Raw genomic sequence first — 25324 nt, forward strand, 5'->3', positions numbered from 1 at the left:
TATATAGATAAACAATATATAACCTAGACTTATGCAATAATCCACCGAAAGTAAAAGCATTGTTATTTCACAGGACTATGAAAATTTTGCTGAAAGTGCTAAATTGCAGGTTGCACCACTAATGCTTGCTCCCAATTTCATTGTGACAAGCATTAATGGAACAACCTACAATTAAGGGCTTTTAACAGCTCATTTTCAATGCCTGTTTCATAAAAATGTTTCTGCTTTCTAGTATGGCATTTAATGCAAAGTATAAATCAAATTCTTAAGTTGTTTATCTATATAGTGCAAAATAGTGCAAATTTTTTAGGTGTTGGAGTGACTTACATTATCATATATTAATAAATTACACCAAGTAATTTATCACCTTATTATTTTAATTATTTAGTTAACTTATTAAAAAAAATAAAGTATAATATATTCATCGAATCCTATAGTTAACACAATCATAAACTATACTTAGACTACGGAATACCTCCCAACCAGAAATGATTAATAAACTTTTGTGGAATGTTTCATTGGTAATTTTGATGGATGTGATTCTTTGGCTATAAGTTGTTCCAAATGCGCTAGTTCAAAGCTTGTTCTTTGAGGCTAGCACTTTGGGTGCAACTTTATAGCCTTAGAATGACCCATTAAAATTACCCAGAAACTGGAATAAAAGTATATTATTCATTTCGGCGAAGTATACGCATAAGTATAGATTATAGTTGAGTTACCTATAGTACAAATATTTTATATATGCTACAATAATAAATTTACATTTAAGATTTTAGTTAGATAAACGCTCAATTAAGTATAAAATGTAGAAATCCAATTGCAGCATATATACCCCAAGATAACTTAAGGGAGTGTTAACTTTGCCTAATGTAAAATTCAAAGATATATATCACATATTAAAAAGCAATATAGATAGTGGTAAGTATGATAATTCTATGATGCTTCCTACCGAAATGGAACTAGTTGATAAATTTAAATGTAGTAGAAATACTGTTAGAAGAGCAATTAATGAATTGAGTAAAGATGGATATGTTAAAAGCGTTAAAGGTAAGGGCGTAATAATATTAGAAAGCAGAGAATCAATAGAACTTCCTATTGGTAATCTACTTGGCTTACAAGAATTACATACAAAAAAGAAATTCACTACTAGTGTTGTTCATTTTTCAAAAATAACTATAGATGAATCCTTATCAAGAATAACTGCTTTAAAATTAGATACTGAAGTATATCACCTTCATAGAATAAGATTTTATGATAATGAACCAATTATCCTTGATGTAAATTATTTTAGTGCTGATGTAGCAAAAGATTTGACTATAGAAATTGCTCAAAATTCCGTGTATGAATATATTGAAAAAGATCTAAACACAAAAATTCTTGCTTCAAAAAAGATTATTGTTGTTGAACATGCAACAGAATTGGATAAAAGATTTTTAGATTTAGGTACATATGATTGTGTTGCTGTCGTAAAAACATATGCTTATACTGATTCTGGTAAACTTTTTGAATATACAGAATCTCGTCATAGACCAGATAAATTTGTATTTGTTGAATCATCATCTTTAAGAAAAAATATTTAATCATAGTGAATTACATTTTTTATTCTTTTATAGTATTTAACTCTGGTAAAATAGACTACTATAAAAGTTATCCGCTGATTTAATTGCATTATAATTTCCTAAATACAAAAAAACTTACTAAATAAATTTTTAGTAAGTTTTTTTGTATAGGATATTTATTTAATGAAAATGAATTTATATTATTCTATAAAATTGCAAAGGTATGTATATTGCTTATTTAATTCTTTTTGATACCATTCTGTTTTTATTAAACTTATATATGCATCAACTATCTTTTTCACTTGGCTTTCTTTTGTAATCTGCATGAATAATGCGAGAATAAAAAAAACTATAATTCCTATTGTAATTGCATTTTTTACATTATTAGTAAAATTGAATATAATTAATAATACTGCACCAATAGCTCCTGTAGCTATTGAATAATATGTTACGTAATCTATTCTATCTTTAGTTTTTACTATTTTTGCCTTTAATGTATCAACGATATGTACATCCTTAAATAACAAATCCAACTTATCTCTATATAAATCCATGAATTTAGACAACATATAGTTATATCTTTCAACATTACTACTTTCTGAGATTCTCATGCACATAATTAATGGATAAGGGTACTCAGCCACACTTTTATATACATATTCATTTCTTCTTTCAAGACTAGGAATCTTTACACTTAATTCCCTATTTTCATCAAGAGTCAATTCATAATTGTCATTTACTAAACTTGTATAATTGTCTTTAATGATTTCTAATGACTTAGCCATTAATTTATTATTCTCATTCATTTTATTTAGCATGTCCAAAATCGTCATATTCTCTTCTCCCCTACTTTTTAAAATAAATGCTTCATCAGCTATATTATAGCATACTTTTCCAATGCATGAACATGAAGGATTGATTTTAAAACTTATTCCAATATGTTTTTAAGTACCCCTATAGCTAATGTCATACCTTCATGCTTTATTTTGCTTATAATAACCTCTGCACCTGCAAGATCAACAGAAGGCTCACAGACCCCAGTTATTCCAAGTGTTTTAAATACGAATTCACTTTTATCATATTTATCTTGAACTGTTTTTATTTCATCTTTGCTAAAAGTTTTGAATGGACAATTAATTCTTTCTGCTAATTTTATAATACCTTCTTCATTAGCTTTAATATCTACCGAAACAATGCAAGACACTGCTCTTATATCCAAATTATATTTTATTAAATTTGCATTTACAAAGTCATATAATTTTTCATAAGTTGTGCCTTTCCTACAACCGATACCTAAAATTATATCTTTTTTTATAAGTCTAAGTATCTTAGAATAATCAGTTTTTTTAAGTTCTTCATTATTACTACTTTTTAAACAATGAGTTATCCAAATACAATCCTCCCTTAGGTACTGTATTTTTTCGTATCCATTACTGATTTTAATTATATTATAATCATCTTTAATTCCAATTATTTTTTTATTAATTAGAAGAGCCGCCATATATTTAGCTTTTTTTAAATCTTCAATAATTAAATTATTTTCTTTAGCTAAAATATCTGGGGCAATCAGCCCTAAATTATCACTTGCAGTGGTTATAATAGGCATAGAATTTAATATTTCTGATACCTTATAAGTAAGCTCATTGCCTCCACCTAAATGTCCATTTAATATATTTATTGCATATTTACATGATAGATCAACTACTACAATTCCTGGATCCTTATCCTTGCCTTCAAGAAATGGAGCTATTGCTCTTACTGCAATTCCTGTTGAAGATATAAATATAATACCTTCTGAATTATTCATAGCTTCTTTCGTAATAGTCTTTAAATTGAAATCTTCACCATATGCAAAAGTGTTCATTTCTGACTTACAATTATTAATCTGATCTTGTGATGAATTATTTTCTTTTATATATAATCTTCCATTAAAGCTTTCTTTAAGCTTCAATGCTATCTCTTTTCCCCTAGGCGATGGACAAATTATACTTATATTTTTACTAAGTGAATTTATCGCCTCATTTTGGGACTTTTTAGATAGTTCTTCATTATTTAGATTCATTACTTGTATCCTCAGCGTCTCTGAACATATGCGAAAAACTCTTATCATATAACAAGCTTTTTTCAAAATCGCTATCAATAAAATCTCCAACTAATATTTGTGCACATTTAGTAATATTATTTTCCTTAACTTTTTCTGCTATATCATCAAGAGTTCCCATAATTACTCTTTGATCAGGCCATGTAGCTCTTTCAACTACAGCTATTGAAACATTCTTTTTATACCCTTTTCTAAGTTTCTCAACAACTTTATCTATCATTGAAATAGATAAAAATATAGCCATTGATGCTCCAATAGATGCCAATGTTTCAAGATCCTCATTTGCTGGAACAGGAGTTCTTCCCTCAATCCTAGTTAAAATTACAGTTTGTGATACTCCTGGTAAAGTAAATTCTCTATTTATAGCTGCAGCCGCACCTGTAAATGAACTTACACCTGGAACAACTTCATAAGGTATACTAACCCTGTCAAGTTCAACCATTTGCTCTCTTATAGCTCCGTAAATTGATGGATCACCTGTATGTAGCCTTACAACTAATTTTCCCATTTGTTCTTCCATGGTCATTATTTCCATTACATCTTCTAAAGTCATATTAGCAGAATTGTAGATTTGAACGTCTGGTCTGCAATATTCTAAATGTTCTTTTGAAACTAAAGAACCAGCATATATTACTACATCTGCTCTTTCTAATAAATCACGACCTCTAACTGTTATTAAATCAGCTGCTCCAGGACCTGCCCCTATAAAATAAATCATGCGTAAAACACTCCTTTTTATTGTTAAATTAACTAATATTTTATTATATTTATTCCCTGTTTGCTATTATTAAAGACATATAATCTCTAAGTTTTAGTATTTCTTCTCTTTCAGTTAAAACAGTCTCTCCCTCTCTGCCTACTCTACTTGCATAAACATAATCAAAGCCTTTTTCTTCTAATGTATTTATAACTTCTTCTTCATGCTTGTATACTTTCATTATTACAACAAACTTTTCATCTGTTATTTCCTTCACTTTAGTAGCTGGCATAACCACTAGCTTCTCGTCACCTACAACTAAAGTCCTATTAACTAAGCTCCCAGCCGCACAAAAAGACGTTATTCCAGGAATTGTTTGAACATCAAATCCACAATCTCTAACATGCTTTAACATATGACTATATGTACTGTAAATATACGGATCTCCAATAGTTAAAAATGCAACATCCTTTCCTTCTTTAAGCCTTGCTTCTATAAATTCATAAGCCTCCAATGCTTTTATTACTCTATCTTTCTTCCCCATTGGAAAATGCTTTACAATAACTTCGGTACCTGGTTTTATATATTCTCTAGCTGTTTCAAGCGCAATGCTTTCCCCACCTTCAGTAGCAGATGGTGCGACTACAACTTGACACCTTTCTATTGTTCTTACTGCCTTTACAGTTAAAAGTTCAGTATCTCCAGGTCCTACACCTATTCCGTATAATGTTGCCATTTTATAATTCCTCTCTTCCTAAGTAACTACATATGTATATATTATTATTTTAATTCTAGTTACTGATATCATATTATCTTTATTTATACACTTTTATTTATAACAACTATGTATTATTTTATCTTAAAAATCTTTATTAAATTATACTTAATTCCTTATACATTGAATTATATATATTGGATTATTAGCTATCATCATTAAAGTATCTTCACGGTTTTTACTTATATTAACTAATGAAATTTCAATTTTATAATCTAGTTTCTTCATGACCTCAATTGCTCTGTATGCATTGTCTAAGGTAATAAAATTCATAACTATCGTGCCTTTTTTTACTACGATTGCATTTACCTTAAGTAATATCTCCTCTAAATGCCCGCTGCTGCCTCCAATGAATATGGAATCAAATTTTAAACCTTGAAAAATCAAAGTATCCAGTACTCTACTTGCTTCTTTATTTAAAATCTTTACATTATCACATTCAAACTTTTCCACATTAGTTTCTGTAATTTCATATGCTTCATAATTTTTTTCTATTGCAAGCACCTTACCGTTTTTTGCAATTTTAGCAGCCTGAACTGTAATACTCCCTGTACCGCTTCCAACATCTAGTACTAAAGAATTATCCGTTAAGTTCATTTTCGCAATTGAAAGTATTCTTATATCTTCCTTTGTCATTGGGCAGTTTCCTCTAATAAACTCTTCATCTTTTATAAAAACCATGAAAATTTCCTCCTCTATTTCAGGTATTAATCAAACGTCAACGTCACACAAAAATCATTATAAGTTCTATCGACTTGTTCTATCTACTATAAATACACTCAGTGAATCATATTTTTTATTCATAAATTCCTCTGGAGTCCCATTAGTTATACTCTCATCTTCATAGGATAAATTTTCTCCTATTACAACTTTACATCTAACTTTTTCTTTATGCAAAATTTCACATAACATAGCAGGATTATTCTCCTTATCTGTAAGCCAAATGCTTAAGTCGTGATTATTAACCACAGTCAAAAAGTCTTCTTTCCTTCCATGTAGACTTCCTAGGTATGCATTATTCCATGACATATTTAATTTACATGTCAGATATTGAAAAGAACTTATCCCTGGTATTACTTGAAATTCTAAAGCTGCTTTACTTTTTATATAATTTGTTATCCCATAAAAAGTTGGATCACCAGATGCAACAATCGAAATAATCATACTTCTGTTTTTCTCATCACATATATATTCGTTAATATCACTTAGCTTATTTATATATAATTTTTTATTATCTACAAACTCTAAGGAATCCAATGCTCTTTTAAAGCCTATTATTATATTAGATTTTTTTAATATTTCCAAGGCCTTAGGCATAATATAATCCCTGTGTCCAGGACCAAGCCCTACAATATAAATCATTTTTGTGTCCCCCTATGAAAGCTTAATTAACTTTTTAATATTAATCCCTAAAATATTTACATAATCCATAATCTAATGAACTATCCTAAAATTTATATTGAACCTTATTATTAATTATCCTTAATGGACTTCCATAATAAAATCGGATTTGATGCGCCATAATACATTACAGCGTCAACTTCTAACTCTCCATAAACATGCTCTTTGATTTTTTGAACTATCTTATTTCCAATGTTCTCATAGAGTTTGTCATATCCATCTCCAAGCATTTTAACTGCACCTTCACATGTCTTTTCCTCAAGCACTCTTTTCACAAGTGACATATCATATCCAAGAAGTGCAAGTTCTAATGCAATAACTTCAAGCCTCACTCCATTGACCTTACTGTGGGTATTAAAGCATCCATAAGCTATTTTACTCATCTTTCCTATATGTCCAACTATTATAATAGACTTAACTTTACATGAAACACAAGTCTCTAATGCAAATCCTATAAAATTTGAACATGTTACCACTTCTTCCTCTTTAAACCCAAGTTCCTTACAATAATTATCGCCTAAATTTCCAAAAGTTAAAACTAATCTTTCATTATTTATTGCTTTTTGGGTAATTTCTATCTTTATGGAAGCTTTAAGCGCATCTTCTGACATAGGATATACAATTCCTGTTGTCCCAAGAATAGAAATCCCACCTTCAATCCCAAGCCTAGGATTAAAAGTTTTTTTTGCTACTTTTTCTCCTTGAGGCACTGAAATTATTACTTCAACTCTTTCTCCAGGCGGTAACACTTTTAATACTTCTTCTTTTATCATCTTTCTAGGAACAGGGTTAATAGCCGCTTGTCCTTTAGGAATAAAAAGCCCATCCTTAGTGACAATTCCAACTCCTGTTCCGCCTTTAAGCACTACTCTTTCTAACTCATCTTCTTTTTCTGCTCTGCTATCTTCAACTAAAGCACTATCAAACTTTTGCAAGTCTTCATCTTGAAATATTTTATTATCTATTGGTTTGATCTTTTTAACCATGGCCTTTATTTCTATTCCATGAGTGTTATCAGGATCATCTCCACCATCTTTTAAAATAGTACACTCAACATAATCATCAAATTTTTCTATTAATTCTATAGGCATTGTTACATCAATTCCTTTAGGAGTTGCAATCTCTATTTCATTAAGATTTTTCTCTTTATTAAATAAGATAATTGTTGCTGCTTTTGCTGCCCCAGCACTACAAGAACCTGTCGTATATCCACATCTTAACCTTTTTCCATCTACATCAACGTACATTTCAAACATAAAAATCACCTCCTGACATCATTAACTTTTTAACTATCTTTAATCTAATAAACTTAATTATCTTGAAACCACCATGTACATAAGGGCATTAACTATTGCTGCTGCAACAGTGCTTCCACCTTTTCTTCCTTTAATTCTTATGTAAGGTATATTAAGCTCATCCATATTTTCCTTACTTTCTGCAGCTCCAACAAACCCTACTGGCGCCGCTATTATAAGCTTTGGTTTTGCCTTTCCTTCTTTTATTAACTCTTTAAGTCTAAAAAGTGCTGTTGGTGCATTACCAAAAACGAATATATCTACATTATCCATGCAAGCTTTTTCAACCGCTGCCATGCTTCTAGTAATGTTTTTTTCCTTTGCTTCTTTATGAACTATTTCTTCATTCACATAGCAGATAACTTCACTATTAGTTTTAGCTAAGGCCATTTTATTAATTCCGTTTAAAGCCATATTAGTATCCGTATAGATTTTTGCACCTTGTTTAAAAATACCTTTTGCAGTTTCAATTGCTGTTTCACTTATTTCTACCAAATCTTTATATTCAAAGTCTGCAGTAGTGTGAATAGTTCTTTTAACTATAAGCAGTTCTTCTTCGCTAAATGAGTGCGCCCCCATTTCGTTACCAATAATCTCAAAACTTTTTTCTTCAATTCCCATAGGATTTTTTAAATATTCCATATATTTTTAGCGAGGGATTTAACAAACACCTCACCAAACTCACCTCTTTCTAAGTTTAATAAATCCATTAATTCATTAATAATTTACTTTTCCATTTCATAAGCTATTTTATCGTCTATAATCTGATCCTTTGTAAAATTATAGTTGCCTTCTTTTTTCCCATTTACTTCTCTTCCTGATAAATCAATACCATAGTTATTGGTATCATCAATAACATCAAGGCCGCATACTGCTATATCTCTATTTTTTAAATTCTCTCTAATTCTCAATACTTTATCTACAAAAGCTTCTAAAGAAACTTCATCACTTTCCCATCTTATATCTATTTTTAGAGGATATGAATCTCCTGGTATAAAACTTGTATACTTATCATAACTCTTACTATCTGCATTAGCTCCAGCATCTTCTAATACTGAAATTTGTTTTATCTTTATGCTAGGTTCATTTTCTTCAATTAAGCTTGTGACCATATTTTTCGCCTCAAGATTAACCTTGCTTTCAAGGTAATTATCTTCACCACTGTCTTTATTAAGCATTGTCACTCGAAATGTTACTGGGGTATCTTCTTCAGTACTAACATTACATAAATACTTCCCAGATTTTGAATTATAGTAAGCTCTATTAATTTTATACTTTAAATCTGGGTACTTTTTGCTCAAATAATTCTGTGTAAACACTTCTGTTTCTTTGATCTTCCAAGGCAGGCCATTTATATTCATATAAATACAACCGCCAAAAGCTAAAACAATAATAATTATAATGCTTATACTGAGAAGTATACTACGTTTTCTCATTACGCTCCCCCTACAAATCTACCATATTTTCTTATTTATATTACATCTTTTATAAAAAGTTAACCAACGCTTTTAGTAATTCTTCATTTCCAAGAAAGTTTATATGGGCATATCCTCCTAAAGTATTATTTTTAAAGTATCCGCATTTCCACTTTAATACTTCCCCATTATATAAAGTTTTTTCTACTTCATATACATTGTCCTCATCTAAATCTACCTTTGACTTATGAAACTCATGGGCATTAATTTCAAATTCATTATCTTCTAAACTCCTATTATTAAAACACTTGTTATCTATTTTAACCTTACAGTAACCAAAATTCTGAAGCTTGTTAGTCATTGTGCTATCCCCATTAAAAAAACCAACCATTTCTGATCCATCTATTGATTGTGTAAGATACATAAGTCCACCACATTCTGCATAACATCTCAAGCCTCTATCTAAGGCTTCTTTAATACTTTTTCTCATAGAATAATTGTTTTCCAATTCCTTTTTGAATACTTCTGGATATCCTCCACCTATATATAAGAAATCTAAGTTTTTCGGTAATTCTTTATCATTGATTGGACTAAAATAAACTATCTCACCCAAGTTTTCTAAAGCTTCCAAATTATCTTTATAATAGAAACTAAACGCCTTATCTAAAGCCACTCCTATTTTAAAATTTCTATTTTTAGATTCTTCTTTTAAACTTTCAAAACTTTTTTGTTTATCATCTTCTTTAAAGGAATTATTAAGATCACCATCTGTACTTATTTTATACTCCTGAGTTGCATTTATAATTCCATCTATATCCACATATTTTTCCATTAAATTTGCACATATATCTAATTTTTCTTCAAGATTAAGAATTTCCATACTCTGAACAAGCCCTAAATGCCTGCTGCTTAATGCTATTTCTGGCGTTTTAGGAATATATCCAAAAACTTTTAAATTGCAATTCTTTTCTATTGCATATTTTAATAAATTATAATACTTTTCACTTACAGAATTTAATACGACACCAACAATATTAGCATCCTTATAATTTTTAAAGCCGCTAATCTCAGCGCATATACTTGCACTTTGCCCCTTAGGAGACAACACTAGCACTATAGGCATATTTCCTAAAAGTTTTGAAACATGATAAGTGGAACCTTTTTCACTTGCTCCAATTCCGTCATATAATCCCATAACACCTTCTATTATACCAATATTTCCAGAACCTTTTTGAAAACTTTTTTTCACACCTTCTTCACCCATTAAGAAAGTATCAAGATTTCTTGAAGCTATCCCTGTGACTGCTTTATGAAATGCTGTATCTATATAATCCGGTCCTACCTTATAACCTTGTACATGAAAATTTCTACTTTTAAGTACTTTCATAAGCCCAAGAGTAAAAGTAGTTTTTCCTCCTCCGCTGCAATTGGAAGATATAATTATAGACCTCATATTATTTTCCTTTCTGTACTAACAAGACTTTTAAACTCTGCCTAAATACCTGCAAAGAATTTTGCAACTGTAGGACTAGATTATCTAAGTTTTTTAGTCCTTCCAGCATTTATATATTTATTCTCAATTGAGTCATAAATTCTATTTATATAAAGTCCATCAAATTTATCAACCTCTCCAAGTCCGTGCATATGTAACTTCACTTCAATTCCTTCTTTTTGAAGCCTAGTCTTTAAAGAATGCTCTTCATCTGATGCCATATCATTCTTTACGTGATCACCAGCCACAAGTAATAGAGGAACAAGTTTTGTCTTATTTATTCCTTTTTTCTTTAATTTCCTTACTACATTTTCAACTGTTGGATACCCTTCTACAGTTGCCACAAAAACATTCTCATAATCTTCATCTACCAAAACAGTTTGCAGCATTCCATAGACTGCATTAGATGGATGTTCTGTACCGTGGCCAAATAATATTACACTTTCTTCACCTTCGAAAACATCTTTAATACTTTCAATAAATAAAGAATAATCTTCTGGTAATCCATTCATTCCTTGATAAAAAAATATTGGTCTTCCAAGCTTAAGATCTTTAAAATCATTTCTCCTTTGCTCCACAACACCTTTGATGTAATCAAATTCTTCTCCTGGAATTATATGAAGCGGCTGCACTATAACTTCTTCAAATCCTCTAGATTTCAAATCTTCTAGGGCTTCTTCTGGTGTTAATATATCCAAATTTTCCTTTGCCTTTAATTTCTTTATTATAAAATGAGCTGTAAAAGCTCTAAAAACTTCATAATCTTTAAATTCCTCTTTGATTTTATTTTCAATTTTTTCAATTGAACTCTTAAGCGCCTCTAAATGGCTTGTTCCGAAACTAACTACTAAAATAGCTTTTCTCATGTATTTTCCTCCTAAAATTGTCTAAAAAAAGACCTTAATTTAATAAATTTATAAATATTTCATAAGATTTATAATTTGGAATATATAAAAATCCTCTTTATCATTAGATAAGGAGGAAATACATAACAAATTAAGAATGTAGAATATACTCTACTACATCCCGCTATTTGCAAGTTTTCTTCCCTCCGAAGAATAGCATTTTTATAAACTCCTAGGCAGGTCTCCTGACTTTGGCCTCATCCTAATTCTCTTCCTTCCCAAGAAAATTTCTCAGTGGATTTTTCAGTATACTATTTAAAAGCAGCTACTTTTTAATTAATGAGCACTTTTATATATACTTTAGAGATTAGTCTTCCATCACAGTAGCGGGGGCTGTAGTGGATTTTAACCACTTTCCCTTTTAATCATATACACTTAACCTTATATGAACCTAAAAATCATTTCTTATTGTATTTTAAATTATATAGGACTATTGTATTTTATTCAACTAAAATGAGGTTTATTGTTGACAGTGTTTACTTGTCAGCAATAAACCTCAAAATAATTTTAATATAATAAGGTAACCATAAAATTGTAGTCGTTAAATCTTTACTGGTAAATTAAAATCCTCATTCTTTCTTACAGCTTTGTTTTATTAGTTGATTAGTATAGACTGTAGCTCCTGTTACCAGTATGCCTTGAATTACTGATTCTACGCTAGGGCCCATGATTCCAACAGCCCCTAATATTCCCAAAAATAATAATATCAGGGGAATATATTTATCGTTAATTTTTTCTGTATTTTTTATTACCATGCCAACAATATATAGAGCAGGAATCAAAATCAGAGCATTTTGTGTTATATACTGTGCAAAATCCATATACTTGTCCCTCCTTTAACTAAAAGATTTCTCTAACTTAAAATAATTTTAAATATGATATAATATTCTGCTTTATTATGTTATATGCGTTATGTTAAGTTTTGTTTCTATATTAATAAAATTCGCATGAAATTTTCACTTCTCTAATTGCCATAAAAATAGAATTAATATCTGTTTTTTGCAAGTACCCCACTAATAATTATATTTAAATAAAAGTTCAGTATTCCACTTAATGAAATACTAACCACATTTAACATTTTCAAAGAAATAATTTACAACTATCAATATTACTGTATAATTTAAATATAACTTGTTAACCTAATATAAATAAAAAAAAGCTAGAAGGGATTGATATAATAATGTCAGCATATATGATTACATATTTTTTAAGCGATACTCATGGCCATCATCACGAACACGGTGATGATTGTGGATGTGGAGAAGATCATTCTCATGAACATGGTGATGGCTGTGGATGCGGAGAAGATCATTCTCATGAACATGTACACAGTGGTACTAATATACCAGGAAAAATTAAATCTTTAGGTTCATGGGCTCAATTTATGCCTGAAGGATTCTTTGTAAAAACAGATACATTATCTGCAAAAGAAATATTTGATGAAGTAAGCGCTGTTGCTAATGGAGGAGATATTATCTTTGTAACAAAGATTGATGCTGAAACTTCAGCATGCGCAAATCCCGCTGTATTAGAGTGGCTTTCAAAATAATAGTTTCAAGTAATATAACTTAAACTTGTAGTATAAATTAAAAAAGAGGATTATCAAATTTTATTTTGACAATCCTCTTTTTGCTTTTAAAATTATTAGTTAACATAACTTTCAATTGATTTTCTGCATTCTAGCATTAATTAAGCATTTGGTTTACTTAAGCTTTAAATATAAATTTATTATAAAGTATAGTAATTTATCATAAAAAATAATACCCATCAAAATTAAACTGTTCATAAACAATAAAATCTCAATGGATATCCCACAAAATATTAAAAAGGAGTCGTAATTCCGTATGATCAATAAATCATACAAGAGGAGCGATGAGTATATTTTACAATATACACCTCTATTTAAATTACTAACTATATAATAGTTTAACAGATTTTCACCGAAAAACAAGTATGTTTTTTAAATATTTAGAAAATTATGATTTGTATAAAATGTAACAAATCATTTTTACATTTTAAGCACTCTTCTCTAACTCTTTCCTTTTTTACGGATATATTCAAAAAAGTTATTGACATAATAAATAAATGGGTGTAGAATAATATTTGTTGTGAGGCCCATTGGTCAAGCGGTTAAGACGCCACCCTCTCACGGTGAAATCAGGAGTTCGATTCTCCTATGGGTCACCAAGTTAGAAAACATCAAGGTTTTAAGTATTTAAAATCTTGATGTTTTTATTATTTTACACCATTTTTACACCATAGTTTTTTATTGATAAATTCATATTTTAAATTTGTGTTTTTAGGTCCTGTTTCGCAATTTTATTCTAGCTAAAATTAAAAAACACCTATATTTCTATAGATGTTTAACTTCTAATTATATAAATAATGAGAAGTTAAAATAAGTTATTCGAAAGAAAACTATCCTTTAAAATTACTAATCATAACACCTATTATCTTTGCGTTAAATGTTTTATATTCATCTCCACTATTATTGTTAATAACATTTATACACACCAATATAGTAATGTTACTCCTAATAATCATTTCTTTAATACTGTCCCAATATACATTATCAATCCCAACTACTTCAAGAGAATTATTATCACAATTTACCTTATGGTGCTTATTTCCCCAGCAGTTGGCAATCGCCTCATTAAAGAAAAATACTAAGTATTTATTATTTGTAGGTAATGCAAATTTATATTTATAATCATCTTTTCTAGTAATATCCAAACTTGTATTAAGAATAGTTCTTATAAAATCAAAGCTCATTTGTGATGCAGAATCATTTTTGACATCGTAATTTCCTTTACTATTTGTAAAAAATGCTAATATCCATTGTAAAATTTCCATTCTTTTAATATTATCTTTAAAGCATGAAAATATTTTAAGAAAAGCATCATCACAAGAATATATAATCTCGTCTTCTGATAATAAGTTAGGTATTATTCTTTCTGCTAATATTTTCGTAGTCGGAAAAACATAAATAGTATCTGATTTCTTTCTATTGACAAAAAAGAGTACAGTAAAAAAATTATTCATAAATTTATCATATAAATTTCCAATATAATAATCTTCATCTACTACCTCTTGACTTACCCACTCATAACAATCCTGATAGCTATCAAAAATTATAAATTTAGGTTTATTATATGAGTTAACAAAAACTGGTTTCTGCACTTTAGTATCATACTCATGATTTTATAAACAAATGCACTCCACTTTGTTAATCATTTCTTCTAATTCTAGTTTATTAACTTCTTTTGATACGTAATAAGGCTCATTATCTATATTTTCATGTCCTATAATATAATAATCTTCAACTATATTTTCGCACTGTTTTAATATTAACATACCTAAATTTATTTTTTGAAAGGCATCATCATTCATATACACCTTTAAATGATTTAAATCAAAAGCCTTTATATGTTCTTCAATGTTTTCTTCATATTTACCGATCCAATGATCTACAACCTTTGAATCTAGATCACCTTCAGCAAAATTATTTATAAGTTCTTGTACTTCAGTTCCTAAATCATTAATATACTTTAATTGTTTGCTTTCATATAGCTAAATATTTATCTATAAACTGTTGTATAGTTCTAAAAAAATTTGGATATTTAAAAAGGAGCATTCTAATAATTGCTCCTTTTTATTATATACTCATTAAATTGAGAATATATTAGAAAATTTATATCATATTAATGTAAATATAGAATTTTTAATTTTTTTCCCTTCATAATCTATTGTAGATCTAGTATTCCCAGTATTATATGTCACTTTCGTTTCTAATGAATTTATATATGGAATAATGATATCTAATCTCAAAGTATTATTTACAGAATTATCCTTTATAATTTTTAGGAAATTAAACTCTGATAATGAATGTTTACCATTACTATGTAATTGAATTCTCTTATCTATCATAATATATTGTATATTGCTAGGATAATATGGTCTATTCTTTACCCTCTCATCATTACTAAATATGAAATCAAGATTACTTATATTCAAACTTAAAAAATACTTATCCTTTTCAAGTTGTTTTTTATAAATTTTATTTACTTCATCACATATTATCTTATATTGGTCCCCCCGTACAAAGAGTTTATCTTCCCATTTGCATTCTATAATTAGCAAAGAATTGGAAATAGTATCATATAATGCTACATCAATCTCGCCTCTTAGTACCTCACCATTAAATTTACTCTGCTCGTCAGCATATGGTTTATCGCTTGAAATAATAATATTATCATATTTTTTACATGCTAAAACTATTTTATCCACTACTGATTGGGCAACAGTCTCTTTGTGATTAATAATTTTAATATTCTTACCATAATGTCCATTAACTATAGAAAATTGAAAATCATTAAACATAATTGATGATGGAATCCATAAAATATAATCGTCTATATTTATCAATGGATATTCATTTATGCCTAATCTTGAATCATTATTAAGTGAAAAATAATCAATAATCTTATTTATCTCGTCATCAGATATAGTAAAAAACTTTTTCAACTGATTAATCAATTTACTTTTTGAAGTTACTACAGGTTTTTCAAATAAAATAATTTTTCCTGGTATAGAACTTTTAAAATCATTTCTTATTACAATTACATGTGCCATATACATAAATGCACCCAAAATATTTATTATAGTCTCTTTATCTTTAAATATAGCACTATTAAATCCACAACCAAATTTATCTATATCCACACAGATATTCTCTTTACATAAAGAATATATTTCATGATCAATTTCATTGAATGAAAAAAAATCCACAGTACTTATTTTTGATTCTCCCACAAAATATTTTTGAAAAATTTTTATTGTTGCTGCTCCCTTTGCCTTTTTTTCTTTCTCAAACTCTTCATTACTTGTATATCCTCCATAGAAATAATTATCACGAGAATCCACATCATCTTCTATTATTGAATCTTTAAAATAGTATTCTCCTTCATCATTAATTTCTATATTAATTTTATTTATTCCACGCATTTGCTTGAATCTCTCATTAGTAGCATAATTTCCATATATAAAAAGCATCTTAGTTATACATTCCTGAAACTTATTATATTTATCTTCAGTATAAGTAAATCCTTTTTTCCTTATCTTATAACATTTTAATATGACTTTTATAAACCATTCTAATATTATTCTCAAATTTGATGCATTTTGATGCATGCTACCTTCTCTAAATGTATCTAGTTTAAATTCATTTTCTATTGATATCAAACTATAACATAATAATTCATACTTATTAAACTCCTTAAAATCTTCTCTTAATATTTTTTTAATCTCTTTATCTATTGTATTATCAACTAAACCTGATATATACTTTCTTATTTCATATTCAGTTTGTCTATCTATCTCCATAATTTCACCCCATTTTCTACATTATTACTTATATATGATAAATTTAAATTTCAAACTACCCATTATAGACATTATGTGAACCTCAAATCCATAGTTTATTTTTCACTTAAAGAAATAATAAGTATAAATTATCTAATTTAAATAATCTATCCTTATTATACTACAAAAATTTATAATTTTACCTATATTTATCCAGTGTTTTTCTATTAATCTCTATAAATTAACAAATTACATATGATAGCAAATAATTCATTTCATTAAGCCTTAGCTTTCTAAGTAAGAGAATGCATATAATCTTTACATCCTAATCAATAAAAGACAATCCTTTTTCTACTAGCAGCCTTCCTATTTCAAAATAGCAGCAAACTCAACATTAGTAACTTTGGCTAAAACTTTATTGTCTTCAGTCATAATAAAATTTTCTCCATCACAGTATACATATTTATATACCTCACTGATATAATAATAATATTCTGGATCCAATTCGCCACCTTGTACTATCCCCATAGTAATAGAGTGATTTCCTCCATTGATCCAAGCTATTCCCATTGGAAGCCATACTTCAACAAAGTGATTATTAAAATCTTGTTTCCATTTCTTTTTCTTTCGACCTTCACCTATATCTATAAGTGCTCTAATTAGCCTATCCTTATGCCATGGCCATGGTAGTATTAAATCAGTACTTAGATTTATTTTCTTTTTGCATTTTACCTCTTTTTTTAAATCATGTATATTAAGATATTTGCCTTGGTTATTAGATATACAAGCCATTTCCTCAAAACCTACACTACTCCAGCTTAAATTAGGAACACTATTATCCTCATCTCCATCTATATATAATAAGTATTTCATATAATCAGTTTGCAATCCTCTGCCCAAAATCCTTATTACATCAAATATCGGATGTTGTTTTGCATCTTTACTGACGTTAGACTCTAATATTTCTTTTGCAAAATTAATGATATTATCAAAGTTATCTTTTGATGATAATTTTGGTACGTCTTTAGATCCTCTTTCTATCTCTGTAACTATTTTACTTTTAAAAACCAAATTTTTAAACATCATTATTAGCTCCTTTTTATTAAATCCATTACTATAATACTTTGATGCTACATATAATTATTACAATAAACTAACCTTTTTTATCGCTTAATAAGCTAACATTTTACCAGAACTAAACTAAAAAGAGCTGACAAACATAAAAATCACTATGTCTATCAGCCTCTAAATCTAAATAACTAATTTATCCAAGCACCATCGGCATTAACCTTCCACCCATCAGGTATAACACAATCAAAATACATATTCCCATCCTCTCCAAAAGCGTAGAATTCACCATCAATACACTTCCACAAAGGCTTTTCTTTACTTCCCCTAACCATCTTGCAATTTTCATCTAAGTAATACCAGACGTTCTTGTTTTCATCATGATACCAACAATTCTGCAAAGCATATCCCCTATCATCAAATATATACCACTCTCCCTCTATTTCTTGCCAGCCGTTTTGAGAAGTATAATAATATCTATTTTTTATATCAGTGCAATACCACCAACCAACATCATTACAATTCCACCCAAGTTTCCATTCTCCATTACTAGAACCATCTGCTCCGACCAATCCATTAACTATAGCTCTAGCAATTACTTCTGCATTGTAAACATCAGCATCATCACTATCAGCAAATAAACATTCAACTAAATTTGCGGGCATAATAGTTTCATTAAGAACAATTAAGTTTCTTATTTTCACTCCTCTATTAGGTAAATTAAGAGTACTTGATAATTCATTGCATACTTTAGCAGCATATTGATTAGCTGCTTCTGATTTTCCAAATACTAATACTTCAGGGCCACTACCTCCTCCTTCATTAATATGAATCTCAACAGTTTAATTCTTCAATTATAATGTAACCTCAAAGGTCTTTATCTACAGATCTATCTGTTCCATAGTTTTCGTCTAGTAGAGTTATTATTACTTCTGTTTCTTTGAGTATTTTGATTTCAGTTCTTCTAATCGTTCAAGCTTATATAACCTCTTCATTTTTAATTCCTCATTTAAAATAAAAAATGGATACTTAAAGCCTTTATATTTCTTTAAGTATCCATTTTCTTCATTACATCATTAAAATATATATTTAATTTTGAATCTAATCCATTAAGTATATTTTACATGTACTATTTATATTTTTTCATTTTTATAAATCTGTAAAAAATACAAATTTCACTTATTAGGTTTCTATTTTTAGAACTTATACTCTTAATTATTTTACAAACATAAAATATCTAAATTCTACTTTATTAAAACCTTTATCTTGTCGATATCTATTATTAGTAATCCTAACATTATTAATATTCCAGCAATTAAATCATATATAGTTATAACTTGTCCAAGAATACTATAGCCCAATACTGATGCAAAAAATGGTTCGGTCATTTCAAATAGTTGAACTTTTCCTGCATCTATTAAACTTAAAGCCTTATTAGTGCAATAAAACCCTCCAATTGTTGGAATTATAGATAATGCAATTAGATATGGCATGCAATTTATACTTATATTAATACTGTCTTTATCATATATCAATAATGGTATAGATAAATATATAGATCCAAATAAAAATAAGTAGAATAGTGTTTTCATACTTGATTCTAAATTAAATTTTTTCATAAGAAATAAAAATAATGAATATCCTGTTCCTGCTAAAAGTGCCATTAATATTCCAACAGAATTTCCTTTCTCTGTAAGATTAGAAATAAACATAATGAATATTCCTAAGAAAACAAAGATAATTGATAAAAATTTTTTCAAGTTTAATTTTTCTTTTAAAAATATGCAACTTAGAATTATTGTAATAATTCCTGAGGAATATAATAAAAATGATACTAATGCAACAGGAATAAATTTGATAGACAATATTTCAAATGAATACATTATGAATATTCCTAAGAATGCAAGTAATGCATATTGAAGCAATTGCTTCATATTAACGTTAAAGAGTTTATTTCTAAAATTTCTGTTAATCCCTAATATAGCTATTATCGCTAACGCTATTGAGCATCTGAAGAAAGCAATGCTAATACTACTCATTCCTAATGCATATAGCTGATTGCTAAATACTCCTATGACTGAATTGCATATTGCCGCTAGTATCGCAAATAATTTACCCATACTATCACCTATCTTAAAGCCTTACTTTTGCATATAATTTATGTTTGTTTGAAAGTTCATCTATTATTACATCAAACATTATTGCTTCATCATTAACATTTAATACACCTTGTTTTTTATAAAATTCTTCTACGCCATCAAATTCCTTATTAAAAATATCTTTTTTTATTCTATAATCTTTCTTATGAATATAGCTAGCCTTTGACAAAAGTTCTCCTCTTGATAGATAGACTTTTTTAAATACACTATTAACTAATGACTCTTCATATAAAGGCGTTCCTTCTAGCAACTCTAAAGGAGTAGATATTTCCCAAAATGGTCTAACAATTTTATGTCTAACAAATTTTTTTAGAAATAAGATTGACTCATATAAATCATCGTAGTCTTCTTCGGGTAAGTTATGAAACATAAATAACTTATTTAAAAATCCTATATTATTAGCTTCAAATAATAATCTTTTGATGTTTTCAATGTTAATTCCTTTATTAACAGAGTTAAGTACTTTTTGCGAGGCACTCTCTAACCCCCATTCAATTACTCTTAAACCTGCCTTAAACCATTTCTCTAAATCTTCCTTACAAATTCCTTTATCCAGTCTACTATAAGTAAGCCATCTTATATCTAATTTTCTATCAATTATTTCATCACAAAATTTATTTTTTAACGGTTTAGGAAAATCATCATCTACAAAGTGAAATAGGTTTGTGCTATATTTTTTTACAAGTACTTCTATTATATCTACTATATTATTTATATCACCAAAATAATATTTTTCCCCATAGGTTCTGAAATGTTTACAATAGGTGCATTTTCCCCAACTACATCCTCTGGAAACTTGCATTGGTAATGCATTAGTAATATACTTATCCAAATCTAAATCATCAAAATCTGGAATGATTTTATCGAAATCATGTGGAGTAATACTTTTGTTACATACAATTTCATGCCCCTTTCTATATATAAGATTAGGAACATCTTCTAACTTACATGTATTATCAATATAGTCAATTAATTTTTCTATTGCTAATTCTCCTTCTTGATAAATAGCAAAGTCCACATAATCAAAATATTTTAAGTATTTTTCTTTATAATAAGTTACATCTGATCCTCCAATCATAACATTTCCCTTAAAATTAAATTTAACTTTTAATCTTTTAGCTGCCCACAATGTAAATTTTCGTTGCATTTGCACTGTAGAAAATCCTATGATCTTGGGATTTATATCACAAAATTCCTGAAGATATTTATCTACAACTCTATACACAAATATATCTTTAAAATCCTTCTCAATTACATCGTTCAATATTATTATTTCAAAAAATTTATTACTGATAGTTAATATGTTCAACATACTTTCAAATATCTTAGTATTAGTCTCGTCCTGAAATACTTCTATATATTTTCTTCTTTGTAATAATTCTTTTACGAATTCTATTCTTTCAATAGAATGCTTTTTTTCAATACTATCCAGTATCCTATAAAATGATTTTAGAACATTATAATTTGAATTTGTAAAATCATGCTTTAGTAATTCAGGCAAAAATTTATTATATAAATTATATAAGTTTACTGATTTCAGCAATTCATCTTTTAAAACAATGTTTAAATCATATTGTTTTGCACTATAACCTCTTTGCCTTAAGCTTCCAATCAATATACTAGAACCTAATGGTGCTATTTCAATAGTTTTATTTGGAAATTGTGCTATTATTATATCCATAAAACACCTCACATATTATATTTTAAAATAATCATCCATGGAACTTCTCACTAAATCTTTGCGATTATTATGTATAATTTCCAGGTCTATTTCCTTATTATCAATTGTATTAATTATTTGTCTATCAGTATCTTCATACACCTGCTCTATTCCTATTTCCATCTCCCTTAAGCATTTTTTAATTACTCTTAGAACACTATTGTCACTGTATCCTAAAAAGTTTAATGTATCCTCAATGTAGCTAGTATCTTTTAAAATTTCTTTTATCAACTTCGCATCTTTATCTTTAAAATTATGCAATATCTTTATCTCTTCATCATAAAAATAAGCTTTTATCATGTTATAAGTTAATATAGAATTTATATATTCATTACTATTATCTATATTTATTGATACAATCGGTGCAAAATACTTTTCTTTACATGTATGTATTAAATTTTTCATAGTATTTATTATTCCATTACTTGTTGAGTCAAAACACAATATTGGAACTAAAAATTTATCTACTTCATTAGGTAGCAACTTAATATCCTGAATGTTATCTATATATATATTAACTTGTGCTAGCAATACATTTGTTCCAAAATAACACTTTTTTAATTCATCTATTAACTTACCGTATAAGATTTTATTACACTTTACATTCACTACTACTTCATCTACAAATGGTTCGGTATTCTTTAATACGCTCATCTTTTTAAGCAAGTCATTTATATCGTTCTCATTTGTTATATTTACATTAAATACAAAATAATCCATTAACATACTTTAAATCCTCCTCCTACCATATTTAATATTGTATCATTTTATATTCATTGCGTAAATATACACATATAGTGCATATTTAATCATTTTTTTACAATGTAAACATTATCTAATCTACCTCTCTAATTTATGCTGTAATATCCTTACTTGAAGTAACTTTTTAGTAAAAATATGGATTGTATTAGTATCGGACTATATGTAAATTATACGGAAATGCATATACAATTATAATTTCAATACTTTAAACTAAGTAGTTTAAATAAATAATTGATATTAACTATTAGCAATCACAAAATATCTTGATAAACCCATATCTTTTAATTTCCGTACAGCTGATGTTTCTGAGTAACGATGACATAACATATAGTTCCTCATTCCTGGTAATAAATGTCGTTACAATTGTCATCCCATTATGTCTATTCCCCTAAAACAAAAAAAGAAAACGCCAACACTTCATAAGTATTGGCGAGTATCTGCTTGATATAGATAACTGCTCCATTCACCTCAAACATTTCATTATCCAATTCTGAAATCATTCTTTGAGCATTCCCTGCTTATAAACACAATAACCATCTGGAGTAACACAATCACAATACATCTTACCATTCTCTCCAAAAGCATAACATTTCCCATTAATCCACTTCCACAAAGGTGTTTCTTTACTTCCCCTAACCATCTTGCAATTCTCATCTAAGTAATACCAATCATTATTCTTTTCATCATGATACCAGCAATTCTGCAAAGCATATCCCCTATCATCAAAGATATACCACTCTCCCTCAATCTCTTGCCAGCCATTTTGAGAAGTATAATAGTATTTATTTTCTATATCCGTGCAATACCACCATCCTACATCATTTTTGTTCCATCCTGCCTTCAACTCACCATCACTAGAATTATCAGCGCCAACTAATCCATTAACAATAGCTCTCGCAATAACTTCAGGATCATATTTATCTGCATCATCACCATCGGCAAATAAACATTCAACTAAAATTGCGGGCATAACAGTTTTATTAAGAACAATTAAGTTTCTTGTTTTTACTCCTCTATTAGGTAAATTCAAAGTGCTTGATAATTCATTGCATACTCTCGTAGCATATTGATTAGCAACTTCTGATTTCCCAAATACTAATACTTCAGGGCCACTACCTCCTCCTGCATTAATATGAATTTCAACATAAAGTTTTATATCTTTTGTCTTTGCTATTTCACTAGCTTGATTTGCTCTTTCATAACAATCTTCACAGTTATAGCTATTGTTCTTATCAATTCTAAGTAAGTCGACTCCATAACCTTTCTGCTGCAAATACTCTGCAACTAAAGCTCCAATTTCTCTTGTACAATTGCTCTCATCTAACTTATCAATAACTCCACATCCAACATTACCACTAGCGGTATGACCTACTGCTATTATAAAATTAATCATTTTCCACATCTCCTCTATAATCTCTAATTTTTTACTTTTTAATATGAGTTATACGCCTTTAAAAAGAGCATATATATGCTGTAACCAAGAACTTCAATATTAAAAAACTAAGTGACAACATAAATCTAATTATTTTTATACTCCTATATAAGTTATATGTAATCTAGCCATATATACTATATGTAGAGATAAATTTAACATTAGACACAATATATGCAAAATAATTACTTTAATTCATAACTCTTATATTGAAGATGGAGGTTTATATGGATTTTGATTATGTTGAAACTTTAGTTACGAGATGTAAGAACAATGATGAAGAAGCAAAAGAAAAATTAGCTTATGAGTTTAAGCCTTTAATTTATAATATCTCTAAAAGAACTTTCATTGATGGATATACCCCATATGATATTATCCAAGAATGCTATCATTCACTTTTCAAATCTGTTTCAAGGTACAATTTAAAAAAGCATAGATTTGTTGCCTATGCTACTAATGCTATTAAAAATAATATGAATGATCTAATAAAAAGAACTAAAACCAGAAGATCTACTGAGGGGAGTGATGCATTAGGATTACATGATGCTGTTGAAAATGATTTTCCAGAACTTGAAATCTCAACTGAAACTTCATTATGTGAAATGTGTGACTATGAGGATTTAAAATTAGCCCTTAAGAATTTAAATGAAGAGGAACTTGAACTTATAGATTTTGTATTCTACAAAAATTACACTGTAAAGGAATATGCTTATTTTAAAAATATGTGCTACTCTACTGCTATTCAAAGAAAGAAAAACATATTAATGAAAATTCTTAGTAATATTTCATTGTATTATTAGGCATAAAAGATAACAGCTCTAAGGTTAATCCTTGGAGCTGTTATCTTTATATAATACAAATATTTCATTTACCTATTCAAAACTAAAATTGTTAACAACCTCTGTAGCTTTCTCTATATAACTATCAGCAACTTTATCTATTCCATCACAAATATATTTCAAGCTACATCCTTGGCATTTATCTAATATCCCTTCCTCTAACAAAGAACATTTTAAATCATCCTGAAAGGTAGAATTTCTAATTGCTAAAGCTATTTGCTTTTTATCAAAAACCTCTCCTTCTTCCGAATTAAGTTTAATCTCATCTCTAATCATTTTTACAACACACTCCAATAATTTATCTACAGCTTTAAAATTTAATAGCTGCTATTATTGATATATG

At 28.3% G+C, this 25324-nt stretch carries 24 protein-coding genes, 1 tRNA gene, 1 pseudogene and 1 riboswitch; of the genes and pseudogenes, 4 read left to right on the forward strand and 22 right to left on the reverse strand.

All coding sequences use genetic code 11. The annotated features are described in order from the left end of the window. Nucleotides 1-851: 851 nt before the first annotated feature. Nucleotides 852-1580, forward strand: a complete 729-nt coding sequence (locus ACJDTP_RS15750) for a UTRA domain-containing protein (RefSeq protein ID WP_242965547.1) — start codon at nucleotides 852-854, stop codon at nucleotides 1578-1580. Between the two features lie 179 nt (nucleotides 1581-1759). On the opposite strand, the gene ACJDTP_RS15755 is transcribed toward ACJDTP_RS15750, so the two are convergent. The 12 genes from ACJDTP_RS15755 to ACJDTP_RS15810 all read right to left on the reverse strand — a co-directional run bounded on the left by ACJDTP_RS15755 (nucleotide 1760) and on the right by ACJDTP_RS15810 (nucleotide 12461). After that, on the reverse strand, nucleotides 1760-2392 hold the full coding sequence (locus tag ACJDTP_RS15755; protein ID WP_077844972.1) for a hypothetical protein: 633 nt from the start codon (nucleotides 2390-2392) through the stop codon (nucleotides 1760-1762). A 95-nt stretch (nucleotides 2393-2487) separates the two neighbouring features. Beyond that, nucleotides 2488-3621, reverse strand: a complete 1134-nt coding sequence (gene cbiG, locus ACJDTP_RS15760) for a cobalt-precorrin 5A hydrolase (RefSeq protein ID WP_406761774.1) — start codon at nucleotides 3619-3621, stop codon at nucleotides 2488-2490. Continuing rightward, a complete protein-coding gene (gene cobM / locus ACJDTP_RS15765) occupies nucleotides 3608-4378 on the reverse strand; it encodes a precorrin-4 C(11)-methyltransferase (RefSeq protein WP_041897259.1) in 771 nt (256 codons plus the stop codon). Before cobM ends, cbiG begins: the two co-directional genes overlap by 14 nt. Before the next feature lie 49 nt (nucleotides 4379-4427). Then, entirely contained in the window at nucleotides 4428-5093 is a 666-nt protein-coding gene (locus tag ACJDTP_RS15770; protein WP_012058531.1) for a cobalt-factor II C(20)-methyltransferase, read from the reverse strand. Nucleotides 5094-5240: 147 nt separating this feature from the next. Beyond that, nucleotides 5241-5813: a precorrin-6Y C5,15-methyltransferase (decarboxylating) subunit CbiT gene (cbiT, locus tag ACJDTP_RS15775; RefSeq protein ID WP_012058530.1), complete on the reverse strand. Its 573-nt coding sequence runs from the start codon at nucleotides 5811-5813 to the stop codon at nucleotides 5241-5243. Nucleotides 5814-5879: 66 nt separating this feature from the next. Further along, a complete protein-coding gene (gene cbiE / locus ACJDTP_RS15780) occupies nucleotides 5880-6494 on the reverse strand; it encodes a precorrin-6y C5,15-methyltransferase (decarboxylating) subunit CbiE (RefSeq protein WP_406761775.1) in 615 nt (204 codons plus the stop codon). Nucleotides 6495-6604: 110 nt separating this feature from the next. Next, a complete protein-coding gene (cbiD, locus tag ACJDTP_RS15785; protein ID WP_406761776.1) occupies nucleotides 6605-7789 on the reverse strand; it encodes a cobalt-precorrin-5B (C(1))-methyltransferase CbiD in 1185 nt (394 codons plus the stop codon). 57 nt (nucleotides 7790-7846) lie between these two features. Further along, nucleotides 7847-8470: a precorrin-8X methylmutase gene (locus ACJDTP_RS15790; protein ID WP_012058527.1), complete on the reverse strand. Its 624-nt coding sequence runs from the start codon at nucleotides 8468-8470 to the stop codon at nucleotides 7847-7849. Nucleotides 8471-8553: 83 nt separating this feature from the next. After that, nucleotides 8554-9264, reverse strand: a complete 711-nt coding sequence (locus tag ACJDTP_RS15795) for a YfjL-like protein (RefSeq protein ID WP_077856499.1) — start codon at nucleotides 9262-9264, stop codon at nucleotides 8554-8556. A 49-nt stretch (nucleotides 9265-9313) separates the two neighbouring features. Beyond that, entirely contained in the window at nucleotides 9314-10696 is a 1383-nt protein-coding gene (locus tag ACJDTP_RS15800; protein WP_406761777.1) for a cobyrinic acid a,c-diamide synthase CobB, read from the reverse strand. A gap of 80 nt (nucleotides 10697-10776) precedes the next feature. Beyond that, nucleotides 10777-11601 carry a sirohydrochlorin cobaltochelatase gene (locus tag ACJDTP_RS15805; protein ID WP_406761778.1) on the reverse strand — a complete coding sequence of 275 codons (825 nt, stop codon included), beginning with the start codon at nucleotides 11599-11601 and terminating at the stop codon, nucleotides 10777-10779. 197 nt (nucleotides 11602-11798) lie between these two features. After that, nucleotides 11799-12050: riboswitch (cobalamin riboswitch) on the reverse strand. Between the two features lie 159 nt (nucleotides 12051-12209). Beyond that, entirely contained in the window at nucleotides 12210-12461 is a 252-nt protein-coding gene (locus tag ACJDTP_RS15810; protein ID WP_077844963.1) for a phage holin family protein, read from the reverse strand. Between the two features lie 359 nt (nucleotides 12462-12820). Between ACJDTP_RS15810 and ACJDTP_RS15815 the strand changes: the two genes are divergently transcribed. Then, nucleotides 12821-13189: a hypothetical protein gene (locus ACJDTP_RS15815; protein ID WP_077839735.1), complete on the forward strand. Its 369-nt coding sequence runs from the start codon at nucleotides 12821-12823 to the stop codon at nucleotides 13187-13189. A gap of 563 nt (nucleotides 13190-13752) precedes the next feature. After that, a tRNA-Glu gene (locus ACJDTP_RS15820) sits at nucleotides 13753-13827 on the forward strand. A 231-nt stretch (nucleotides 13828-14058) separates the two neighbouring features. Here ACJDTP_RS15820 and ACJDTP_RS15825 read toward each other — a convergent pair. The 9 genes and pseudogenes from ACJDTP_RS15825 to ACJDTP_RS15865 form a co-directional block, all read right to left on the reverse strand. Next, a complete protein-coding gene (locus ACJDTP_RS15825) occupies nucleotides 14059-14820 on the reverse strand; it encodes a hypothetical protein (protein ID WP_406761779.1) in 762 nt (253 codons plus the stop codon). Between the two features lie 21 nt (nucleotides 14821-14841). Then, entirely contained in the window at nucleotides 14842-15030 is a 189-nt protein-coding gene (locus ACJDTP_RS15830) for a hypothetical protein (protein ID WP_406761780.1), read from the reverse strand. A gap of 306 nt (nucleotides 15031-15336) precedes the next feature. Further along, nucleotides 15337-17022, reverse strand: coding sequence for a hypothetical protein (locus ACJDTP_RS15835; RefSeq protein ID WP_406761781.1), 1686 nt, complete (start codon nucleotides 17020-17022; stop codon nucleotides 15337-15339). 345 nt (nucleotides 17023-17367) lie between these two features. Further along, nucleotides 17368-18084 (reverse strand): DUF6710 family protein, encoded by a 717-nt coding sequence (locus ACJDTP_RS15840; RefSeq protein WP_406761782.1) that lies wholly within the window; start codon nucleotides 18082-18084, stop codon nucleotides 17368-17370. Nucleotides 18085-18260: 176 nt separating this feature from the next. After that, nucleotides 18261-18908 (reverse strand): annotated as a pseudogene (locus ACJDTP_RS15845) (N-acetylmuramoyl-L-alanine amidase); the annotation flags it as partial. Nucleotides 18909-19313: 405 nt separating this feature from the next. Then, the gene (locus tag ACJDTP_RS15850) at nucleotides 19314-20189 is read right to left on the reverse strand and encodes a DMT family transporter (RefSeq protein WP_406761783.1); all 876 of its coding nucleotides are present in this window, start codon (nucleotides 20187-20189) and stop codon (nucleotides 19314-19316) included. 13 nt (nucleotides 20190-20202) lie between these two features. Next, complete coding sequence (locus tag ACJDTP_RS15855; protein WP_406761784.1) at nucleotides 20203-21909, reverse strand: B12-binding domain-containing radical SAM protein; 1707 nt, start codon at nucleotides 21907-21909, stop codon at nucleotides 20203-20205. A 15-nt stretch (nucleotides 21910-21924) separates the two neighbouring features. After that, entirely contained in the window at nucleotides 21925-22674 is a 750-nt protein-coding gene (locus ACJDTP_RS15860; protein ID WP_406761785.1) for a hypothetical protein, read from the reverse strand. 532 nt (nucleotides 22675-23206) lie between these two features. Next, entirely contained in the window at nucleotides 23207-24103 is an 897-nt protein-coding gene (locus ACJDTP_RS15865) for an N-acetylmuramoyl-L-alanine amidase (protein ID WP_406761786.1), read from the reverse strand. A 266-nt stretch (nucleotides 24104-24369) separates the two neighbouring features. Between ACJDTP_RS15865 and ACJDTP_RS15870 the strand changes: the two genes are divergently transcribed. Beyond that, nucleotides 24370-24942: a sigma-70 family RNA polymerase sigma factor gene (locus ACJDTP_RS15870; RefSeq protein WP_406761787.1), complete on the forward strand. Its 573-nt coding sequence runs from the start codon at nucleotides 24370-24372 to the stop codon at nucleotides 24940-24942. Between the two features lie 72 nt (nucleotides 24943-25014). Here ACJDTP_RS15870 and ACJDTP_RS15875 read toward each other — a convergent pair whose 3' ends face one another. Continuing rightward, the gene (locus ACJDTP_RS15875) at nucleotides 25015-25257 is read right to left on the reverse strand and encodes a hypothetical protein (protein WP_406761788.1); all 243 of its coding nucleotides are present in this window, start codon (nucleotides 25255-25257) and stop codon (nucleotides 25015-25017) included. Between the last annotated feature and the right edge of the window lie 67 nt (nucleotides 25258-25324).

Source organism: Candidatus Clostridium helianthi (assembly GCF_045310795.1).
Taxonomy (GTDB): domain Bacteria; phylum Bacillota; class Clostridia; order Clostridiales; family Clostridiaceae; genus Clostridium; species Clostridium helianthi.